The organism is Niveibacterium sp. COAC-50, from assembly GCF_013184235.1.
Classification (GTDB): domain Bacteria; phylum Pseudomonadota; class Gammaproteobacteria; order Burkholderiales; family Rhodocyclaceae; genus Niveibacterium; species Niveibacterium microcysteis.
Genome location: NZ_JABCJM010000002.1, coordinates 40043 through 56020, shown reverse-complemented (window position 1 = coordinate 56020; position 15978 = coordinate 40043). Strand labels below are relative to the sequence as shown.

Below are 15978 nucleotides of genomic sequence, written 5' to 3'. Positions count from 1 at the left end.
AAAGGTTTCTTGGGGAGTCGCCAAGTTGGTCAAGGCACCGGATTTTGATTCCGGCATTCGAAGGTTCGAATCCTTCTTCCCCAGCCAAACACAGCGGGCAGGCCTAGGCCTGCCCGCTGTTTTTCTGTCGGTTCCCGGAACCGGCGGAGAGCGGTTGATCCGGTGCGCGTTGTGCGCTTCGGGTGCTGAAATCTCCAACGCATAGGGGTCGGTCATGGCTTTCGGCAGCCTGATGGTCTTTACGGGTAACGCCAATCCGAAGCTGGCGTCTGATGTGGTCAAGCGCCTTGGTATGTCGATCGGCGCGGCCACCGTGGGTCGGTTCTCCGACGGTGAAGTCAATGTCGAATTGCTCGAAAACGTCCGCGGTAAGGACGTGTTCATGCTGCAGTCGACGTGCTATCCGACCAACGACAACCTGATGGAACTGCTGGTCATGACCGATGCGCTCAAACGCGCCTCGGCCGGCCGTATCACTGCTGCGATTCCATACTTCGGCTATGCCCGCCAGGATCGTCGTCCGCGCAGCGCCCGCGTTCCGATTACCGCCAAGGTCATCGCCAACATGCTGCAGGCTTCGGGTGTGCAGCGCGTGCTGACGGTCGATCTGCATGCCGACCAGATCCAGGGCTTCTTCGATATTCCGGTCGACAATATCTACTCGACCCCGGTGCTGCTCGACGACCTCGCGCGTCATCGTGGTGACGACTTGATGGTTGTCTCGCCCGACGTTGGCGGTGTGGTGCGTGCGCGTGCCTACGCCAAGAAACTCGAGTGCGATCTGGCGATCATCGACAAGCGTCGTCCGAAAGCCAACGTTTCCGAAGTGATGAACATTATCGGTGACGTCAAGGGCCGTACCTGCGTGATCGTCGACGACATCGTCGACACCGCTGGCACGCTGTGCAAGGCAGCCCAGGCGCTCAAGGAAAACGGCGCGAAGAAGGTGCTCGCGTACATCACGCACCCGGTGCTGTCGGGCGCGGCGGTGAGCCGGATTTCCGAATCTGATCTGGACGAGCTGGTCGTCACCGATACGATCCCGCTGCGTGAAGATGCACGCGGCTGCAACCGTATCCGCCAGATCTCGATCGGCTCGTTGTTGGCCGATACGATCATGCGGATCAACAACCAGCAGTCGGTCAGCTCGCTGTTCACCGACGAGTAATCAGTTTTCCGGACATGGGGCGCGGGTGACCGCGCCCCATGTCTATAACCCGCCATCGTCTGGTCGCGGACGAGGCAAACGGAGTATCACCATGCAATTCGTTATCAAGGCTGAAAAGCGCGTCGAACAAGGTACGGGTGCGAGCCGCCGCCTGCGTCGCGCTGGCAAGGCAATCGGCATCATCTACGGTGGCGACAAGGCCCCGGTTCAGATCACGATGGATCACAACGATCTGTTCCACGCCATGCGCAAAGAAGCTTTCCACGCTTCCGTGCTGACGATCGAAGTCGAAGGCGCCAAGGAAACCGCAGTGGTGCGTGACACCCAGTGGCACGCTTACAAGCAGCAGATCCTGCACGTGGATTTCCAGCGCGTGGATGCCACCCACAAGATGCACACCAAGGTGCCGCTGCACTTCGTCAACGCTGACATCGCTCCGGGCGTCAAGCTCGAAGGCGGCATCGTGTCGCACGTGATGAACGAAGTGGACGTTGAGTGCCTGCCGGGCAACCTGCCGGCCTTCATCGAAGTCGACCTGAAGGATCTCGCCTCGGGCGCTTCGATCCACGTGTCGGGCCTGAAGCTGCCGGAAGGCGTGAAGGCTGTCACACACGGTGACCCGGTCGTCGCGACCATCATGAAGACCAAGGGCGGCAGCGAAGCGGCCGAAGGCGAAGCCCAGGCCTGAGCCTGAGCGAGGCCAACCCGTAGTCGAGGCCGGAGACTGGAGACGCATGACGCAAGTCGCGCCGAAACTGGTGGTCGGCCTCGGCAATCCGGGGCCCGAGTATGTCGAAACCCGGCACAACGCCGGGTTTTGGTTTTGTGAGCTGCTCGCGCGTGCACTGGGCGTGTCGCTGTCGCATGAGTCGCGCTTCCACGGCGTCGTGGGCAATGCCCGCGCGGCCGGCATGTGGATCCTGCTGCCGCAGACCTACATGAACCGTTCCGGGCAGGCGGTTGGCGCACTGGCGCGTTTCTATCGAATCCAGCCCAATGAGATTCTCGTTGTGCACGATGAGCTCGACATCCCGCCGGGACAATTGAAGCTCAAGTGCGGCGGTGGAAACGGCGGTCACAACGGACTCAAGGACATCCAGGCGCATCTCGGTACGCCGGACTTCTGGCGCCTGCGGATTGGCATCGGCCACCCGGGCGACCGCAATCAGGTGGCGAACTTTGTGCTCCACCGGCCGTCGCGTGATGAGCAGACCCTCATCGACGAATCGATCGGCCGTGCGCTTGATGCCTGGCCAAAAATGCAGGCTGGTGAGTGGGAGCGTGCAACGGCGGCCGTGAACACCAAACCGAAACCCAAGACCTGAGCGCGCATTTCGCGGGCCCATGCTCAAGCGTGGGGCGGCGAAATTCGCGTCCCGACCCGCGTCATGCGCGGTTCGCTTTTGAAAGAGTTGAAATCATGAGCCTCAAGTGCGGCATCGTCGGTCTGCCCAACGTTGGCAAGTCCACCCTCTTCAACGCGCTGACCAAGGCGGGCATCGCGGCCGAGAACTATCCGTTCTGCACCATCGAGCCGAACGTCGGCATTGTTGAGGTCCCGGATCCGCGTCTCGCGCAGCTGTCCGCGATCGTCAAGCCACAGAAGATTCAGCCCGCGATCGTTGAGTTCGTCGACATCGCCGGCCTGGTCGCTGGCGCTTCGAAGGGCGAAGGCCTTGGCAACCAGTTCCTCGCGAACATTCGCGAAACCGACGCGATCGTGAACGTTGTGCGCTGCTTCGACGACGAGAACGTGGTGCATGTGAATGGCCGCGTCGACCCGATCGCCGACATCGAGACCATCGTGACTGAACTCGCACTGGCCGACCTTGCGGTGGTCGAGCGCACGCTCAAGCGCGACACGAACAAGGCCAAGGCGGGGGACAAGGATGCCCGCAAGCTGGTCGCGGTGCTTGAGCAGGTGTTGCCGCACCTGAACGAGGGGAAGCCGGTTCGCACGCTCGATTTGTCCGACGACGACAAGGTGTTGCTCAAGCCGCTGTGCCTGATGACGATCAAGCCGGCGATGTACGTCGGCAACGTGCTGGAAGACGGTGCTGAAAACAACCCTTACCTCGACCGCCTGCGCGAGCATGCAGCCAAGGAGGGGGCTCCGGTCGTCGCGCTGTGCGCGAAGATCGAGCAGGAGCTGGCGGAGCTGGAAGACGAGGACAAGATGGCCTTCCTCGCCGATCTTGGCTACGACGAGCCCGGTCTCAACCGCCTGATTCGCGCCGGCTACGATCTGCTGGGCCTGCAAACCTACTTCACCGCAGGGGTGAAGGAAGTGCGCGCGTGGACGATCCACAAGGGCGACACCGCACCGCAGGCCGCTGGCGTGATCCACACCGATTTCGAGCGTGGTTTCATCCGCGCCCAGACGATCGCCTTTGACGATTTCATCGCCTACAAGGGCGAGGCGGGCGCGAAAGAGGCGGGCAAGATGCGCTCCGAAGGCAAGGAATACGTCGTCAAGGATGGTGACGTGCTCAACTTCCTGTTCAACGTCTAAGCAGGACTTCGTCGCCAGCACTTGGCGGCGCCGAAGAAAGCCCCGCACGGCACACCGCCTGCGGGGCTTTTTGTTGGTGCGATGGGGTGGATGACGCTGCGGTGCTTCCGATGTCCGGCGTGCAGCATGGCAGGCGTGCCGCGCGCGCCCTCAGTCTTCCTGATCCTCGAGCGCGGCTTCGAGCTCGTCGAAACGGTCTTCCAGCCATTCCTCTGCTGCAGCGGAATTGAGCCAGTCGCGCAGGGCGTCCTGATCAGCGGCCGGCCAGTTGCAGCGCTCGCTACCCATATCGGCGGCGACCAGGCCGGTGGCGCTGGGCACGCCCGGCTCCTTGGCGCCGACGGTCGGGATGAACTCGACCAGATCGATCAACGGCAACAGGTCACGCGGGTCGTGAACCGTGCTCCGGATCTCGTTAAGGGTTTCCGGGTCGGCTGCGAGCACCCGTTCAAATACGCTGTCAGCGGACAGGCCGATCCGGCGGCCACTTGGTAGTTGCGGCACAGAATGCCTCCTGATGCAAAAGACAAAGGGTATCCCGATTCCGGTGCGGGATCGTCGGGGCGAGCATCGGGATGACCTTACTGCATGCCGGATGGTGGATGGAGGCCGCTTTGGCGGTCTCCACCGCGATGCGCGTTTGAGTGACGACCTGCTCAGTTGTCCGCTGGCGCGCTGGCGAATACCGCGCTGCGGCCGCCCAGGGTTTTCGCGCGATACATGGCGGCATCGGCGCGCTGCATCAGCAGTTCGCCCCCGCCGGCATGCGTCGGGTAGAGCGCGATGCCGATCGAGACACCCAGAAGGTAGTCACGCTGGTCTGAAGTAACCGGTTCGCGCACCGCCTCCAGAACTTTGGCCGCCACCGCTTCGGCTGCCTGCGGGCCGTCGACTTCGGGCAGCAGGATGACGAACTCGTCGCCCCCGACCCGGGCGACCGTGTCGGAATCGCGCACGGCGAGGCGCAAGCGATGCGCGATCGTGGCGAGCACGGCGTCGCCGACGGCATGACCATCGGAATCGTTGATGATCTTGAAGTCGTCCAGATCGAGCAGCATCAGCCCGACCAGACCGTCGCGCCGCTTTGCCTGCGCGATCGCTTGCTCCAACCGATCTGCCAGCAGGCGGCGATTGGGTAGGCCGGTGAGCGGATCGTGGTAAGCAAGGTGGCGGTAGCGTTCTGCGTTGCGCATTCGATCGCTGATGTCGCTGGCGATGCCGTGGTATCCGGCGAAGTGACCGTCCTCGTCAAACACCGGGTTGCCACTGGTGGAAAACCATAGCCGGGTGCCGTCCGAGCGCGTGACGTAGAACACCAGATCACGGAAGGGCTCATGCGCTTCGAGCTGTTCCTTGTGCTTGGCCCATTGTTCGGGTGCGATGCCTTCGATCTTGGCGACTTCCCAGCGCCGCTTGCCGATGCAGTCCTGCAACGCGGCGCCAATCCGCTCCATGCCGGCGCCGGAGAGATGGGTGAAGCGCAGATCGGCGTCCTGCTCCCAGTACAGGTCGGACGACATCGAGATCAGCCGGCGGAAGCGCTCTTCGCTGATGCGCAGCGCGGTCTCGGTCTCGAGCCGCTCGGTGATATCCGAGCCCATCCACACCATACCGGCCTCCGGGTGCGTAGCGCTCACCGGCATGCCCGTCATTTCGGCGCGGAACGCACTGCCATCACGCCGCCGCATGGGGGCCACGTAGGTGTAGGGGCGCGCCTCCCGGAAGGCGTGCAATGCCGCTCCGCTGTGCTGCGACCAGTCGTCCGCATTTAGATGCCAGATCCACATTGGACTGCCGACCACGTCTGCCGCCGGGCAGCGCATCTGTTCGAGGAAACGCTGATTGCATTTGACGATATGCGGCCCCCGTACCAGGACGATCGCTTCGGCGGCGGTATCGAAGATCACCTGTTGCTCGCGCGCAAGCGCTTCGCTTTCAAGCCGGCGCTGAAGCGTGCCGACCAGGATGCGATTGAAGGCGCCGTGCAGGCCGAATAGCAGCAGCAGGTAGCCGAGCAAGCCCCAGCCGGCGAGCGGCAGCGTGGGTGGCGGCTGAATCATCAGCAAGGCGACGGGTGGTGCAAGGCTGGGCAGGACGATCGTGAAGAAGCTCATGCGGCTGACGGCCTGCGTGCCGGCGCTGGCCAGGGCCACTGTCATGACGATGAGGATCACGGTTCCCAGTATGACGAGGTCGTCAGGGCGGGCGACAAAGAAGATCGTGATGCCCCAGCCGAGTCCTGTCAGCGCATTGCGCGCGTGATAAAACTGTTCGAGGCGTTCGGCCCGCAGCGGCTGCAGATCGGGGGCGCACATCACGCGGTGGAAACCAAGTTGCGACAACACCAGAACCGCCATCACCAAGGCCCAGGCGGTGGTCGCGAGGGCACCGGCGGTTGGCCACAGCGTTGCCGCCATCACCACCACCGCAATCACGCCGCCAAGGCTTGCCACGCGGCAACTCTCGCCAAGCAGCGCAACGCGCTCGATCAGCAGGCGCTGTTCGAGGGGCGTGTCGGGGGAGGAGGTGTCGGTGACCATGCGTGGGGGTGATACAGTCCGGCCGCAAAGTATGCCGCCTGCCGCCAGGCTCGAAAATGTCCGTTATGTACCCGATTGCGCCTGCTATCACACCCATCGGCCGATTTGCGCCGTCGCCGACCGGTCCGCTCCATTTCGGCTCGCTGGTTGCCGCCCTCGGCAGCTGGCTGGATGCGCGATCGCGCGGTGGGCGCTGGTTGCTGCGGATCGAGGATGTCGATACGCCCCGCATCGTGCCGGGGGCCGATCGCGCAATCATCGCAGACCTCGCTCGCTTCGGCCTCGAGTGGGATGGCGACATCGTCTGGCAGAGCCAGCGCGGCGACCGCTACGAGGCCGCGCTTGACCGGTTGCGTGCGATGGGCTTGGTGTATCCATGCGCGTGTTCGCGCAAGGAAATCGCTGATTCGACAACCGTACGCGCACGCGACGGCGCTCTGCGCTACCCCGGAACGTGTCGGGGCGGGTTGGCGCCAGGGCGCGAAGCTCGCGCCTGGCGGGTGCGCACAACGCCGGGCGAGATCTGTTTTGATGACGCGCTGCAGGGGCGTGTTTGCGAGGATATCGAACACGAGGTCGGCGACTTCGTGCTGCTTCGCGGCGATGGGGTCTGGGCTTATCAGTTGGCCGTGGTTGTGGACGACGCCGAGCAAGGGGTCACGGAGATCGTGCGCGGAGCCGATCTGCTCGATTCCACCCCGCGACAGCTCTTTCTGCAGCAGCTGTTAGGTTATCGGCGTCCGGACTATCTGCACCTGCCCGTCGCCGGCAATCAGGCTGGCGAGAAGCTCTCGAAGCAGACGCTTGCGTTGGCGGTGGCCGAGCAACCGGCGCCGCAGGCACTTACGGACGCCTTGGCCTTCCTCGGCCACGCGCTGCCGCGCGAGCTGCGCGGTGCGCCGGTACGTGTGCAGCTTGAATGGGGGCTCGCGAACTGGTCACGCGCGCACCTGCCGCGTAGTGCAATGGCGCCTGCGCCGGCCTGGAGCGCCGTTCAGCGCAGCTGACGTTACCTACGCGGACGTCAGCTCGCGCTTGGGTAATTTGCTCAGTGCGAGAATGGTCCGCTCCGGTTCAATGCCGGCAACGCTGGCCTCGGGGCCGCACAGCAACTCGTGGGCGATTTGCCACGGATACCAGTGCTTGGTCTTGAGCGGTGAGTTCTCGAACAGTGCGACCATGGGCAGCCCTGCGGCAGCGGCGAGGTGCAGCGCCCCACCGTCGGCGCCGACGAAGGCGTGACAGCGTGAGAACGCGGCGACGAGTTCGCGCAGCCCATGCGTCGGGCACGCGACGAACGGGATCTGTTGGAGTGCAGCAGCGATCTCGGCGGCAAATGCATCGTCACCCGGATGGCGCGGATCGTCCGCGGCGCCGGGCGACCAGAACAGCACGATGCCCCAGCCGGCATACGCTGCGGCGTGCGCGAGCATGATCCAGCGCTCCGCGGGCCAACGTCGCGTGGCTTCGCGGGCGGACAAATGCAAGGCCAGGCGCGGGCGTTTGCCAAGCGCGGCGAAACGCGCTTCGGCGTTTGCGGCCAGCGCGACGTCCGGGAACACCTGCAAGGGGCCGGGCGAAGTCTTCACACCCAAGGGCACCAGCAACTGCGCAACCGCCTCCACCTCATGGATCAGCAGATCGGGGGGCGGCAAGGCGACGTCCGGCTGGCGGGCACGGCTGTCGGGGCTCGCAAAACCGATCGTGCGCGCAACGCCACATTGCCGCGCGAGACGCAGGCCGTGCTTGTCCCACGATGATTTGCCCAGGATCGCGACATCGAAGCGCTCGCGGCGGATCGTGTGCAACAGCCTCGCACGCGCCCACACTGCGCCGAATGCGCTCTGCCCTGCCTCACGATGCTTGAGCTTGGTGTAGGCATAGACCGCATCGAGATGCGGATTGTCGGCGAGCACGTCGGCGTTGTACGAATTGACCAAGGCAGCCAGGCGCGCGTCGGGAAACGCCTGGCGCAGGGCTGCGATGGCCGGCGTCGTGCAAACAAGATCGCCGATGTTGTCGCGGCGCACGACAAGAATGCTGCGCGGTGTCATTTCAGTACGCCACGCGTGCGTGCCCGTGCGTCGATCGCCGGGCGCAGACGTGCTAGCGCTGCCAAAGCTTCCGGCGCGGTCACGTCGGCCACTTCTAGGCTCGTCGGTTGCAGGATTTCATGGGCGACACCCCAGGGGTGCCAGCGCGTCGCATCCGACTTGCCAAACAGGGCCGCGATCGGCAGACCGAGCGATGCGCCCAGGTGCATCGCGCCACCGTCGCTGCAAAGCATGCCGTCGCACACCGAAAGGCCCGCCATCAGCTCGTCGAGGCTGTTGCTGGGCCACGGCAGCATCGGGAAGTCGGCCCCGAGGGCGGCGATGATCTCGTTCGCCTTGCCGTCGTCGCCTGGGTGCATCGGGTTGTTCTCGTCGCCAGGCGACCAGAACAGCATGAATTGCAAATCGCCTGCGCCACCCAGTGTCCTGAGCGTGTCGATGAAGCGTTGCGCCGGCCAGCGTTGGCTGGGCAGCCGCGCACTGATATGCACTGCCAGCGTGGGGCGCGCGCGCGACCAGCGTTGCTGGCGCAGCGTACGTGCTGCGGCAGTGGTGGCTTCGGCATCTGCATTCACCACAAGTGGCCCCGCACTGTCGGTGATGCCCAGCGGCGTTAGCAACCGGAACAATTCTTCCACCTCATGTTCCGGTCGGCGTTCGACAGGGATGCCCATGTCGATGTGGCGCGCCCAGGGTTTGCCGGCCTCGGTGAAGCCGACCACATGCTTCGGCTGGATCAGGCGCGCCAGCCGCACCGGGCGCGGCATGCAGCCGCAGTTCGCAAGCACCACGCAGTCATAGTGGCGCCGCCGGAGGCGGTACATCAGGCGCGCGCGCTTCCACAGCACCCCCAACGCCGATTCGCTGCCGCGCACGCGGTGGTGTGTCTTGGTGTAGGCGAAGACCTCGTCCAGGTCTGGGTTGCGCGACACCACTGGCAGGTTGTAGCTCGTCACCAGCGCATCGATCCGGGCATCGGGGAAGCGCGTACGCAAGGCGTGAATCAGCGGCGTGGTGCAGACGAGGTCGCCGATGTTGTCACGGCGGATGACGAGGATGCTCTTCATGCCTGTTGGGCCTTGTTGGTGTGGGCGAGCGCCAGCAGCAGACCGGCGATGAGCATGAACTGCTCCAGCATGTGGTCACGCACGATGCCATCGATGAAGGCGCGGCTCGCATAGGAGACGACGAACAGCAGCAAGGCGAGGCCGGCGGCATCGCGATCGTCCCGCCAGCGCCGCAAACCGGCTGCCGCCAGCGCGACAAAGAAGGCGAGTAGCAGCAGGCCGCCGGGGATACCGACGCCAACGGTGAAATCGAACACGCCTGCATGACCGTGGCCAGTGGTGACCCATTTGCCGTAGTCGGCCCGCAGCGCATTGCCGAAGGCGTTGCGATCGTAGCCTACGCCGAGCGGATGTCGCGCGATCTCGGTCAGAAGGCCTTTCATCCAGGCGGTGCGCATGTAGGCCGAGTCGTCGACCGGCAGGCCCTGTGCGTTCAGCGGCAGCGGGGTTTGCTCCTGTGCGAGCCAAGCCTTCTGGTGTTCGATGTCGAGCCCGATCGCGACCGAGCTTGCGAAGCGGGCCCAGCGCTCGTCGTGTTTCACGTTGATCGCGATGCCGCTGGCGAGCAGTACCGCCGCCACGGCGACCAGCGCAATGGCGCGCAGTCGCGTCTGGCGCGGGCGGGTTGCGATGAATGCGCTGGCCGCAATGGCGCCGAGCAGCAGCAATATCGGCAGCGCATTGCGCGTCATCGTTGCAACCGTAAGTGCGGTGGCGGCGATCAGTGCAAGCACGCGTAGCCAAACCGGCCCGTTCACCAGACCGCGGCCGCGTGCGGAATAGGCGACCAAGTCGGCCAGTTGCAGCGCGACCAGTGCGGTGCCCAAGTAGCTGGCCAGATCGCGGGAGCCGATCCGGGTGGTTTGCAGCAGGATCTGGCCCGCCGGCGCCGGCAGATCCCACGGTTTGTAGATCACCTGGAAGATCAGATAGATCAGGTAGGCGACGACCGTGGCGCCACCCCAGGCCGACACGCGATTCGGCTGGGTTCGCCATCCCGGCCCCTGGCCGAGCGCAACGCCCAGCGCGAAGATTGGCACAGCCTTGAACCACTGGGCAGCTTCATGCCACGCGCGCCCCGGGTTCCAGGCGAGCACCGCGCAATGCAGTGCGATCCAGGCCGTGAGCGCGAGCAGCGGGATTGCGACGCTGCGTTGTCGCAAGCAGGCGCTGAGTTGCGAAAAGTCTGGCTTCAGCAGCAGCGCGAGCAGCAGCAGCAAAGCCAGCAGCGCGTTGCGGGCGGCAATCACATCCGGCACGGACCACAAGAAGAGCAGGGCCGCAAACGCGGCGAGGCTGGTGGTTTCGATGAAACGCTGCATCGTCGAAGGGCTTGCGTCCGGTGCCATCATGGTTGAGCGCGACGTCCGTTTGCGAGGAGGGTTTCAAGGCTGACCCGGACCGTATCGAGCGACACTGCGCGGATGCACTTTGGATTGCCGCATTGTGCCGGCGTGCGCCAGCACTGGCGGGCCCAGGGCAGCGGTTTTTCGAATACGGCCTGCTGGTCACGGCATGCGATATCCGGCTCCCAGAGTCCGGCGTAGGGCATGTTGCGCCAGAACTCGCCGGCGCCAAACAACACCGGCGAACCGGGGCCGAACAGCGCGACAGTGGGTGTGCCGGCGAGTCGTGCGAGATGGGCGATGCCGGTGTCCGGACACAGCAGTACCTGTGCCTTCGCAAGCAATGCCCAGTACTGCGCGAGGTCGAGCGTGCCGGCGTAACGCGGACATTGCTGCGCCGGGTCGACCTCGTTGATCAATTTCTCCTCGCCACGCCCGCATGCGAGTACCACGTTCAGCCCCCGCCCCCGCAAATAATCAATGGCTTCACGCCACCGTTCGACCGGCCAGAGTTTGTGCGGGCTGCTGGCACCAAGGTGGATCACGGCGTAGGGCTCGACCGGTCGGGCGAATTGACGCGCCACGGGCGCGGGCCAGTCGCCAACGCGATAGGGCGGCGGCGGGTCGCCGTCCACCAGCGTCGCGGCAAAGTCGCCAAACGCGGCGGGCGTAGCCGGCAGCGGCCGGAATTCCGTCACCGGCAGGTTCTTGCGCCAGCGCGCGTCCCCGGTAAAGGCGACGATGTGCCGTGCCCCCGCTGCCGCCGCGAGCCAAGAGAAGCGGTTGTCGGCCGGCACCACGGCGAGGTCAAACGGGCCGCTTGCCCGCAGCCGCGATAGCGCTGCAGCGTCGCGCAGATCGAAACCGAGGGCTTCGACATCCCACGGTCGCGTCGCGAACAGCGGCAGGAAGCTTGGCGGGCAGGTCAGTACGATCTGCGCGGCCGGGTAGCGCGCACGCAGTTTGGCGATCAGCGGTGCGAGCATCAGCGTGTCGCCCAGCAGCAGCAACTGCACGATCAGGATGCGTCGCGGGGTGTCGCCGCCCGCGGGGGCGATGCGGTTGTGCAACACGGTTGGCAGCGCGCGCAGCACGGTCAATGCGCGCACCAAGCCGCGGCTAGCCATGAATGGCGCTCCGCAGGCGACCGAGTTGACGCAGGCTCTCGTCGAGCATCAGCAACTGCAGCAGCCCCTCGGAGAGGCTGCCGTCCTTGCGCCAGGCCTCTACATACTGTTCGATTGCCGCGGCATCAAGCTGGCCATCGCTGGCGTGGGACAAACGCGCGCCGAAGCCGGGCAGCCGGGCGGCGAGGCCCTCGCGCACCAGCGCGCGGATCGGCGGGTTGAAGCCGCGCTTTTTCATCGTCAACAGGCCGAGCGATTGGCAGGGCGGGCAGCGCCCGGCGAGCCAGGCCTTGGCCGGCTGCGTGAAGCGTTGTCCGCTTGGCAGGCTCGCCAGCGATTCGACAAAGACATGGTCGATCAGCGGCGCGCGACCCTCGAGGCCGTGCGCCATGGTGGTCAGGTCGGCCTTACGCAGGATGTACTCCGGCAGGTAGTTCAGGCGGTCCAGCTCCAGCAGCGTACCGAGCGGATCGGTGTCGCCAATCTCGGCGGCGCGCCAGCGATGCGCCGGAACGCGTCCGAGTACCGGCTGCAGGCCCTCGCGTTCGGTGGCGGAGAAACCGGAGAAGCGCAGCGACCAGGCGTCTGGCCACGACAGAGAGGCTTCCAGGCGCAGGCGTTCGGCTTTGCCGGGCGTTACGTTGCCGGCCGGGCGCAGCGCCGCGGCCGCCGGCAGATGGCGCCGCCAGGCGGAGCGAAGATGTTGCCGGTAGCGCTTGTAGCCCGCAAACATCTCGTCGCCGCCATCGCCACACAAAACCACCTTGACCGACTTCGAGACCTCGCGCGCGAGCGCCCAGGTCGGGAAGGCCGAGGGGTCCGCGAAGGGTTCGTCGAGGTCGGCGACGACCTGTTCGAAATCGCCGGACACATCGCTCGCCATGGCGATGCGGTTGTTGGGCAGACCCAGCGACGCGGCGATCTGCGCGGCGAGCGCGCTTTCGTCCATCGCCGCGTCGTCAAAGCCGGCGGTGAAGCTCTCGATGTTGGTATAGCCCTGCAGCGCGAGCCGGCTGGCGACGACCGACGAGTCGATGCCGCCGGACAGGAACACGCCCACGGGGCGATCGGCCACGGTGCGCAGGCGGACGGCCTCGTCCAGCACTTCGGCCGGGTCGCGGCCGTTGGGTGTCGGCTGCCAGTAGCGGCGCTTTGTCAGGCGGCCGCTGGCGAGGTCGAACTCGATCCGATGGGCGTTCTCCAATCGCCGGATGGCGCGGAACACCGTGCGCGGCGCCGGGATCGTACGATGGGCGAGGTAGGCGTCGATGCCTTCCGGGTCGAAATCGCGTTCGGCCGGCGGCACTGCTGGCAGCACGCTGCGCACCAGAGAGCCGAAGGCGAGCGTGCGGCTCGCTTCGTCATGGTGATAGACCATCGGCTTGAGGCCCATGCGATCACGTACCAGATGCAGCGTGCCGCTGCGCAGATCCAGCAGTGCGAAGGCGAACATGCCGCGCAACTTCGGCAGCAGTGCTTCGATGCCCCAGGCCTCGTAGCCGCGCAGGATGAACTCGGTATCCGAGGTGGTGCGGAAGGTTGCGCCCTGTGCTTCGAGCGCGCGGCGCTCGTCTTCCCAGCCGTACACCTCGCCGTTGTAGCAAATCCACAGGCTGCCGTCGGCATTACCCATCGGTTGGTCGGCTTCCGGCCGAGGATCGCGGATCGACAGCCGTGCGTGCATCAACGCGCGCTGCGCGCCGGCGGGTTCGCTGCCGCGTTGGCCGTCGCGCCAGCACACGGCGTGGTTCGCATCCGGGCCGCGCCGCGCGATCGCGGCAAACATGGCTTCGGCCGCGGCGCCGCTGAGCGGCCGGGTGCCGAAGTAGCCGGCGATGCCGCACATGCTCAGGTGGCTCCGTTGGTGTCGTCGTCCTGCCGGAACTGCATGCGCCAGAGGTTGGCGTACAGACCGTCGCGTGCAAGCAGTTCGGCGTGGGTGCCGGTCTCGGCGATGTGGCCGCGGTCCATCACGACGATGCGGTCGGCGCGTTCAATCGTCGACAACCGGTGCGCGATCACCAGTGTCGTGCGGCCGCTCATCAGCGCATCCAGCGCGGCCTGAACCGCGCGTTCGCTCTCGGTGTCCAGCGCTGACGTCGCCTCATCGAGAATCAGCAGCGGCGCGTTCTTCAGCAGTGCGCGCGCAATCGCCAGGCGTTGCCGCTGGCCGCCGGAGAGTTTGGTGCCGCGCTCGCCGATCTCGGTGTCGAAACCGTTCGGCATCTGCATGATGAATTCGTAAGCGTTGGCGGCCTTTGCGGCGGCCTCGATCTCGGCGCGCGTGGCGCCACTCATTGCGCCGTAGGCGATGTTGTTCGCCACGGAATCGTTGAACAGCACCACCTCCTGGCTGACGAGTGCGATGTTGGCGCGCAGGCTTTCCAGCCGAACATCCTCCACAGGGATGTCGTCGAGCAGGATGCGGCCGCCGCTGACCGGGTAGAAACGCGGCAGCAGGTTCGCGATGGTGGTCTTGCCGCTGCCGCTCTGGCCGACCAGCGCGACCATTTCGCCGGGCCGGATCGCGAGGTCGATGCCGTCAAGCGCGTCGCGCGCGGCACCGGGGTAGCGGAAGCGCACCTGCTCGAAGCGCACATCGCCGCGCGCCTGACCCAGTTCGCGCGTGCCGGTGTCCGATTCGGTATCGGCGTCGATCAGCTCGAACACGCTTTCGGCTGACGCCAGCCCGCGCTGCAGCGGTGCGTTCACATCGGTGAGGCGTTTCATCGCTGGCACCAGTTGTGCGATCGCGACGATGAAGGCATTGAACTCGCCTACCGTGAGGCCGCCCTTCTGGCCCTGCCACAGCGCCGCGGCGATGATGCTGCCGATGCCGATTGCCGCGAGCGTCTGCACGATCGGCCCTTGCGCCGCAGCGGCGACGGTGCCCTTCATGTTGAAACCGCGCAGCTGCTGCGTGGCCCTCAGAAAACGGCTGGATTCATAAACCTGGCCGCCGAATACCTTCACCAGTTTGTGCGCGCCGATCGCCTCTTCCAGCACATGGTTGATCAGGCCCATCGATTCCTGCGAGCCGCGCGTCATGCGACGCAGGCGGCCCGAGAACGCGCGCACCGCCAGCGCCACCGGCGGCACCAGTACGAAGGCGATCAGCGTGAGCTGCCAGTTCAGGTAGAGCAGGAAGCCGAACAGCGCGACGACCTTGATTGCATCGCCGATCAGCGTGTTCACCGCGTTGGTGGATGCGTCCAGCACCCCTTGCACGTCATAGGCGATCTTCGACATCAGCAGGCCGGCCGGCCGGTTGTCGAAGAAGGGCGTTGGCTGGCGGATCAGCTTTGCGAACATTTCGTTGCGCAGATCCAGCAGCACCTTGTTGGCGACCCACGCCATCGCGTAGTCGGTGAGGAAGGACAGCACGCCGCGCATGAAGTACACGCCGACGATGGCCGCCGGGTACCAGAACACCTTGGCCGAGGCGTTCGCAGTGAAGCCCTCGTCAATCATCAGTTGCAGCAGCTTGGCCATCGCCGGCTCGAGCGTGCCGGCGATGATCATGCAGAACAGCGCCGCGACGAACGCCTTCTTGTATGGGCGAACGTAATTCAGCAGGCGGCGATAGAGCTGCGTGGATTGAGACATGAAGCCCCCGGGGCACAAGACGGCGCGGATTATACCGGAGGGGTCTGCCTGGCCCGGTGCGATTGGGTCAGGCGCAGTCGTCAGCGCTTGTAAGCGCGGCAGGGCCGCCTGTGATCGTCTGATCTAGAGGTAGCTGCGGGCCCCCCAGATCAACGCACCGGAGATCCCCGCCGACAGCACTGCGACGATTGCGCTGGAGCTGAAGCTCAATGGCAGCGCCACCTTGAAACCCATGACAAAGGCTCCGAACAGGCTTGCAAGCAGCATCAATAGCGAAAGGTCATGAAAGCTGGCACTGCCGCTTCCCTTGACATAGCTGAGCAGCGTCAGCAGCCAGATGGCAAGGAAGCAAAGCGACAGGAAGACGGCCTTGAACGCCGAACTGACGGTTGTGGATACGCCGGCCACCGCGTGAGTTACTGCCACCACCGTGAGCGTGATCAGCAGCAGGAGTGTTGCGCAAAGCGCGGTCACCTTGATTGGAGCGGAAACGGCAAAGGCAACGAAAACCAACACTAACAAGAGTTGCTGCATGGCGGGCGCGACGCGATTCGACGC

General features: G+C 65.3%; 14 protein-coding genes and 1 tRNA gene. 6 read left to right on the top strand and 9 right to left on the bottom strand.

Annotation, left to right across the window (positions count from 1 at the left end):
* Nucleotides 1-10 precede the first annotated feature (10 nt).
* From HH302_RS07715 to ychF, 5 genes are all read left to right on the top strand, one after another.
* Nucleotides 11-87: transfer RNA gene (locus tag HH302_RS07715), tRNA-Gln, on the top strand.
* A 127-nt stretch (nt 88-214) separates the two neighbouring features.
* Nucleotides 215-1168, top strand: a complete 954-nt coding sequence (locus HH302_RS07710) for a ribose-phosphate pyrophosphokinase (RefSeq protein WP_172200991.1) — start codon at nt 215-217, stop codon at nt 1166-1168.
* A gap of 91 nt (nt 1169-1259) precedes the next feature.
* On the top strand, nt 1260-1856 hold the full coding sequence (locus HH302_RS07705) for a 50S ribosomal protein L25/general stress protein Ctc (protein ID WP_172200988.1): 597 nt from the start codon (nt 1260-1262) through the stop codon (nt 1854-1856).
* Nucleotides 1857-1902: 46 nt separating this feature from the next.
* Complete coding sequence (pth, locus tag HH302_RS07700) at nt 1903-2493, top strand: aminoacyl-tRNA hydrolase (RefSeq protein WP_172200985.1); 591 nt, start codon at nt 1903-1905, stop codon at nt 2491-2493.
* A 95-nt stretch (nt 2494-2588) separates the two neighbouring features.
* Nucleotides 2589-3680 carry a redox-regulated ATPase YchF gene (ychF, locus tag HH302_RS07695; protein WP_172200982.1) on the top strand — a complete coding sequence of 364 codons (1092 nt, stop codon included), beginning with the start codon at nt 2589-2591 and terminating at the stop codon, nt 3678-3680.
* A 150-nt stretch (nt 3681-3830) separates the two neighbouring features.
* Here the strand turns inward: ychF and HH302_RS07690 are convergent, their stop codons facing one another.
* Both HH302_RS07690 and HH302_RS07685 read right to left on the bottom strand, forming a co-directional pair.
* The gene (locus HH302_RS07690; protein WP_172200979.1) at nt 3831-4184 is read right to left on the bottom strand and encodes a hypothetical protein; all 354 of its coding nucleotides are present in this window, start codon (nt 4182-4184) and stop codon (nt 3831-3833) included.
* Between the two features lie 152 nt (nt 4185-4336).
* Nucleotides 4337-6220 carry a sensor domain-containing diguanylate cyclase gene (locus tag HH302_RS07685; RefSeq protein ID WP_172200976.1) on the bottom strand — a complete coding sequence of 628 codons (1884 nt, stop codon included), beginning with the start codon at nt 6218-6220 and terminating at the stop codon, nt 4337-4339.
* Between the two features lie 56 nt (nt 6221-6276).
* Between HH302_RS07685 and gluQRS the strand changes: the two genes are divergently transcribed.
* The gene (gluQRS, locus tag HH302_RS07680) at nt 6277-7227 is read left to right on the top strand and encodes a tRNA glutamyl-Q(34) synthetase GluQRS (protein WP_172200973.1); all 951 of its coding nucleotides are present in this window, start codon (nt 6277-6279) and stop codon (nt 7225-7227) included.
* A 6-nt stretch (nt 7228-7233) separates the two neighbouring features.
* Here the strand turns inward: gluQRS and HH302_RS07675 are convergent, their stop codons facing one another.
* The 7 genes from HH302_RS07675 to HH302_RS07645 all read right to left on the bottom strand — a co-directional run bounded on the left by HH302_RS07675 (nt 7234) and on the right by HH302_RS07645 (nt 15954).
* A complete protein-coding gene (locus HH302_RS07675) occupies nt 7234-8274 on the bottom strand; it encodes a glycosyltransferase family 9 protein (protein ID WP_172200970.1) in 1041 nt (346 codons plus the stop codon).
* Nucleotides 8271-9341 (bottom strand): glycosyltransferase family 9 protein, encoded by a 1071-nt coding sequence (locus HH302_RS07670; RefSeq protein ID WP_172200967.1) that lies wholly within the window; start codon nt 9339-9341, stop codon nt 8271-8273. Before HH302_RS07670 ends, HH302_RS07675 begins: the two co-directional genes overlap by 4 nt.
* Nucleotides 9338-10693 (bottom strand): O-antigen ligase family protein, encoded by a 1356-nt coding sequence (locus HH302_RS07665; RefSeq protein WP_172200964.1) that lies wholly within the window; start codon nt 10691-10693, stop codon nt 9338-9340. Before HH302_RS07665 ends, HH302_RS07670 begins: the two co-directional genes overlap by 4 nt.
* Entirely contained in the window at nt 10690-11814 is a 1125-nt protein-coding gene (locus tag HH302_RS07660; RefSeq protein ID WP_172200961.1) for a glycosyltransferase family 9 protein, read from the bottom strand. The genes HH302_RS07665 and HH302_RS07660 overlap by 4 nt, the downstream gene beginning before the upstream one ends.
* Nucleotides 11807-13660, bottom strand: coding sequence for an asparagine synthase (glutamine-hydrolyzing) (gene asnB / locus HH302_RS07655; protein WP_172200958.1), 1854 nt, complete (start codon nt 13658-13660; stop codon nt 11807-11809). Before asnB ends, HH302_RS07660 begins: the two co-directional genes overlap by 8 nt.
* A 2-nt stretch (nt 13661-13662) precedes the next feature.
* Nucleotides 13663-15420: a lipid A export permease/ATP-binding protein MsbA gene (msbA, locus tag HH302_RS07650; RefSeq protein WP_172200955.1), complete on the bottom strand. Its 1758-nt coding sequence runs from the start codon at nt 15418-15420 to the stop codon at nt 13663-13665.
* Between the two features lie 123 nt (nt 15421-15543).
* Entirely contained in the window at nt 15544-15954 is a 411-nt protein-coding gene (locus tag HH302_RS07645) for a hypothetical protein (RefSeq protein WP_172200952.1), read from the bottom strand.
* Between the last annotated feature and the right edge of the window lie 24 nt (nt 15955-15978).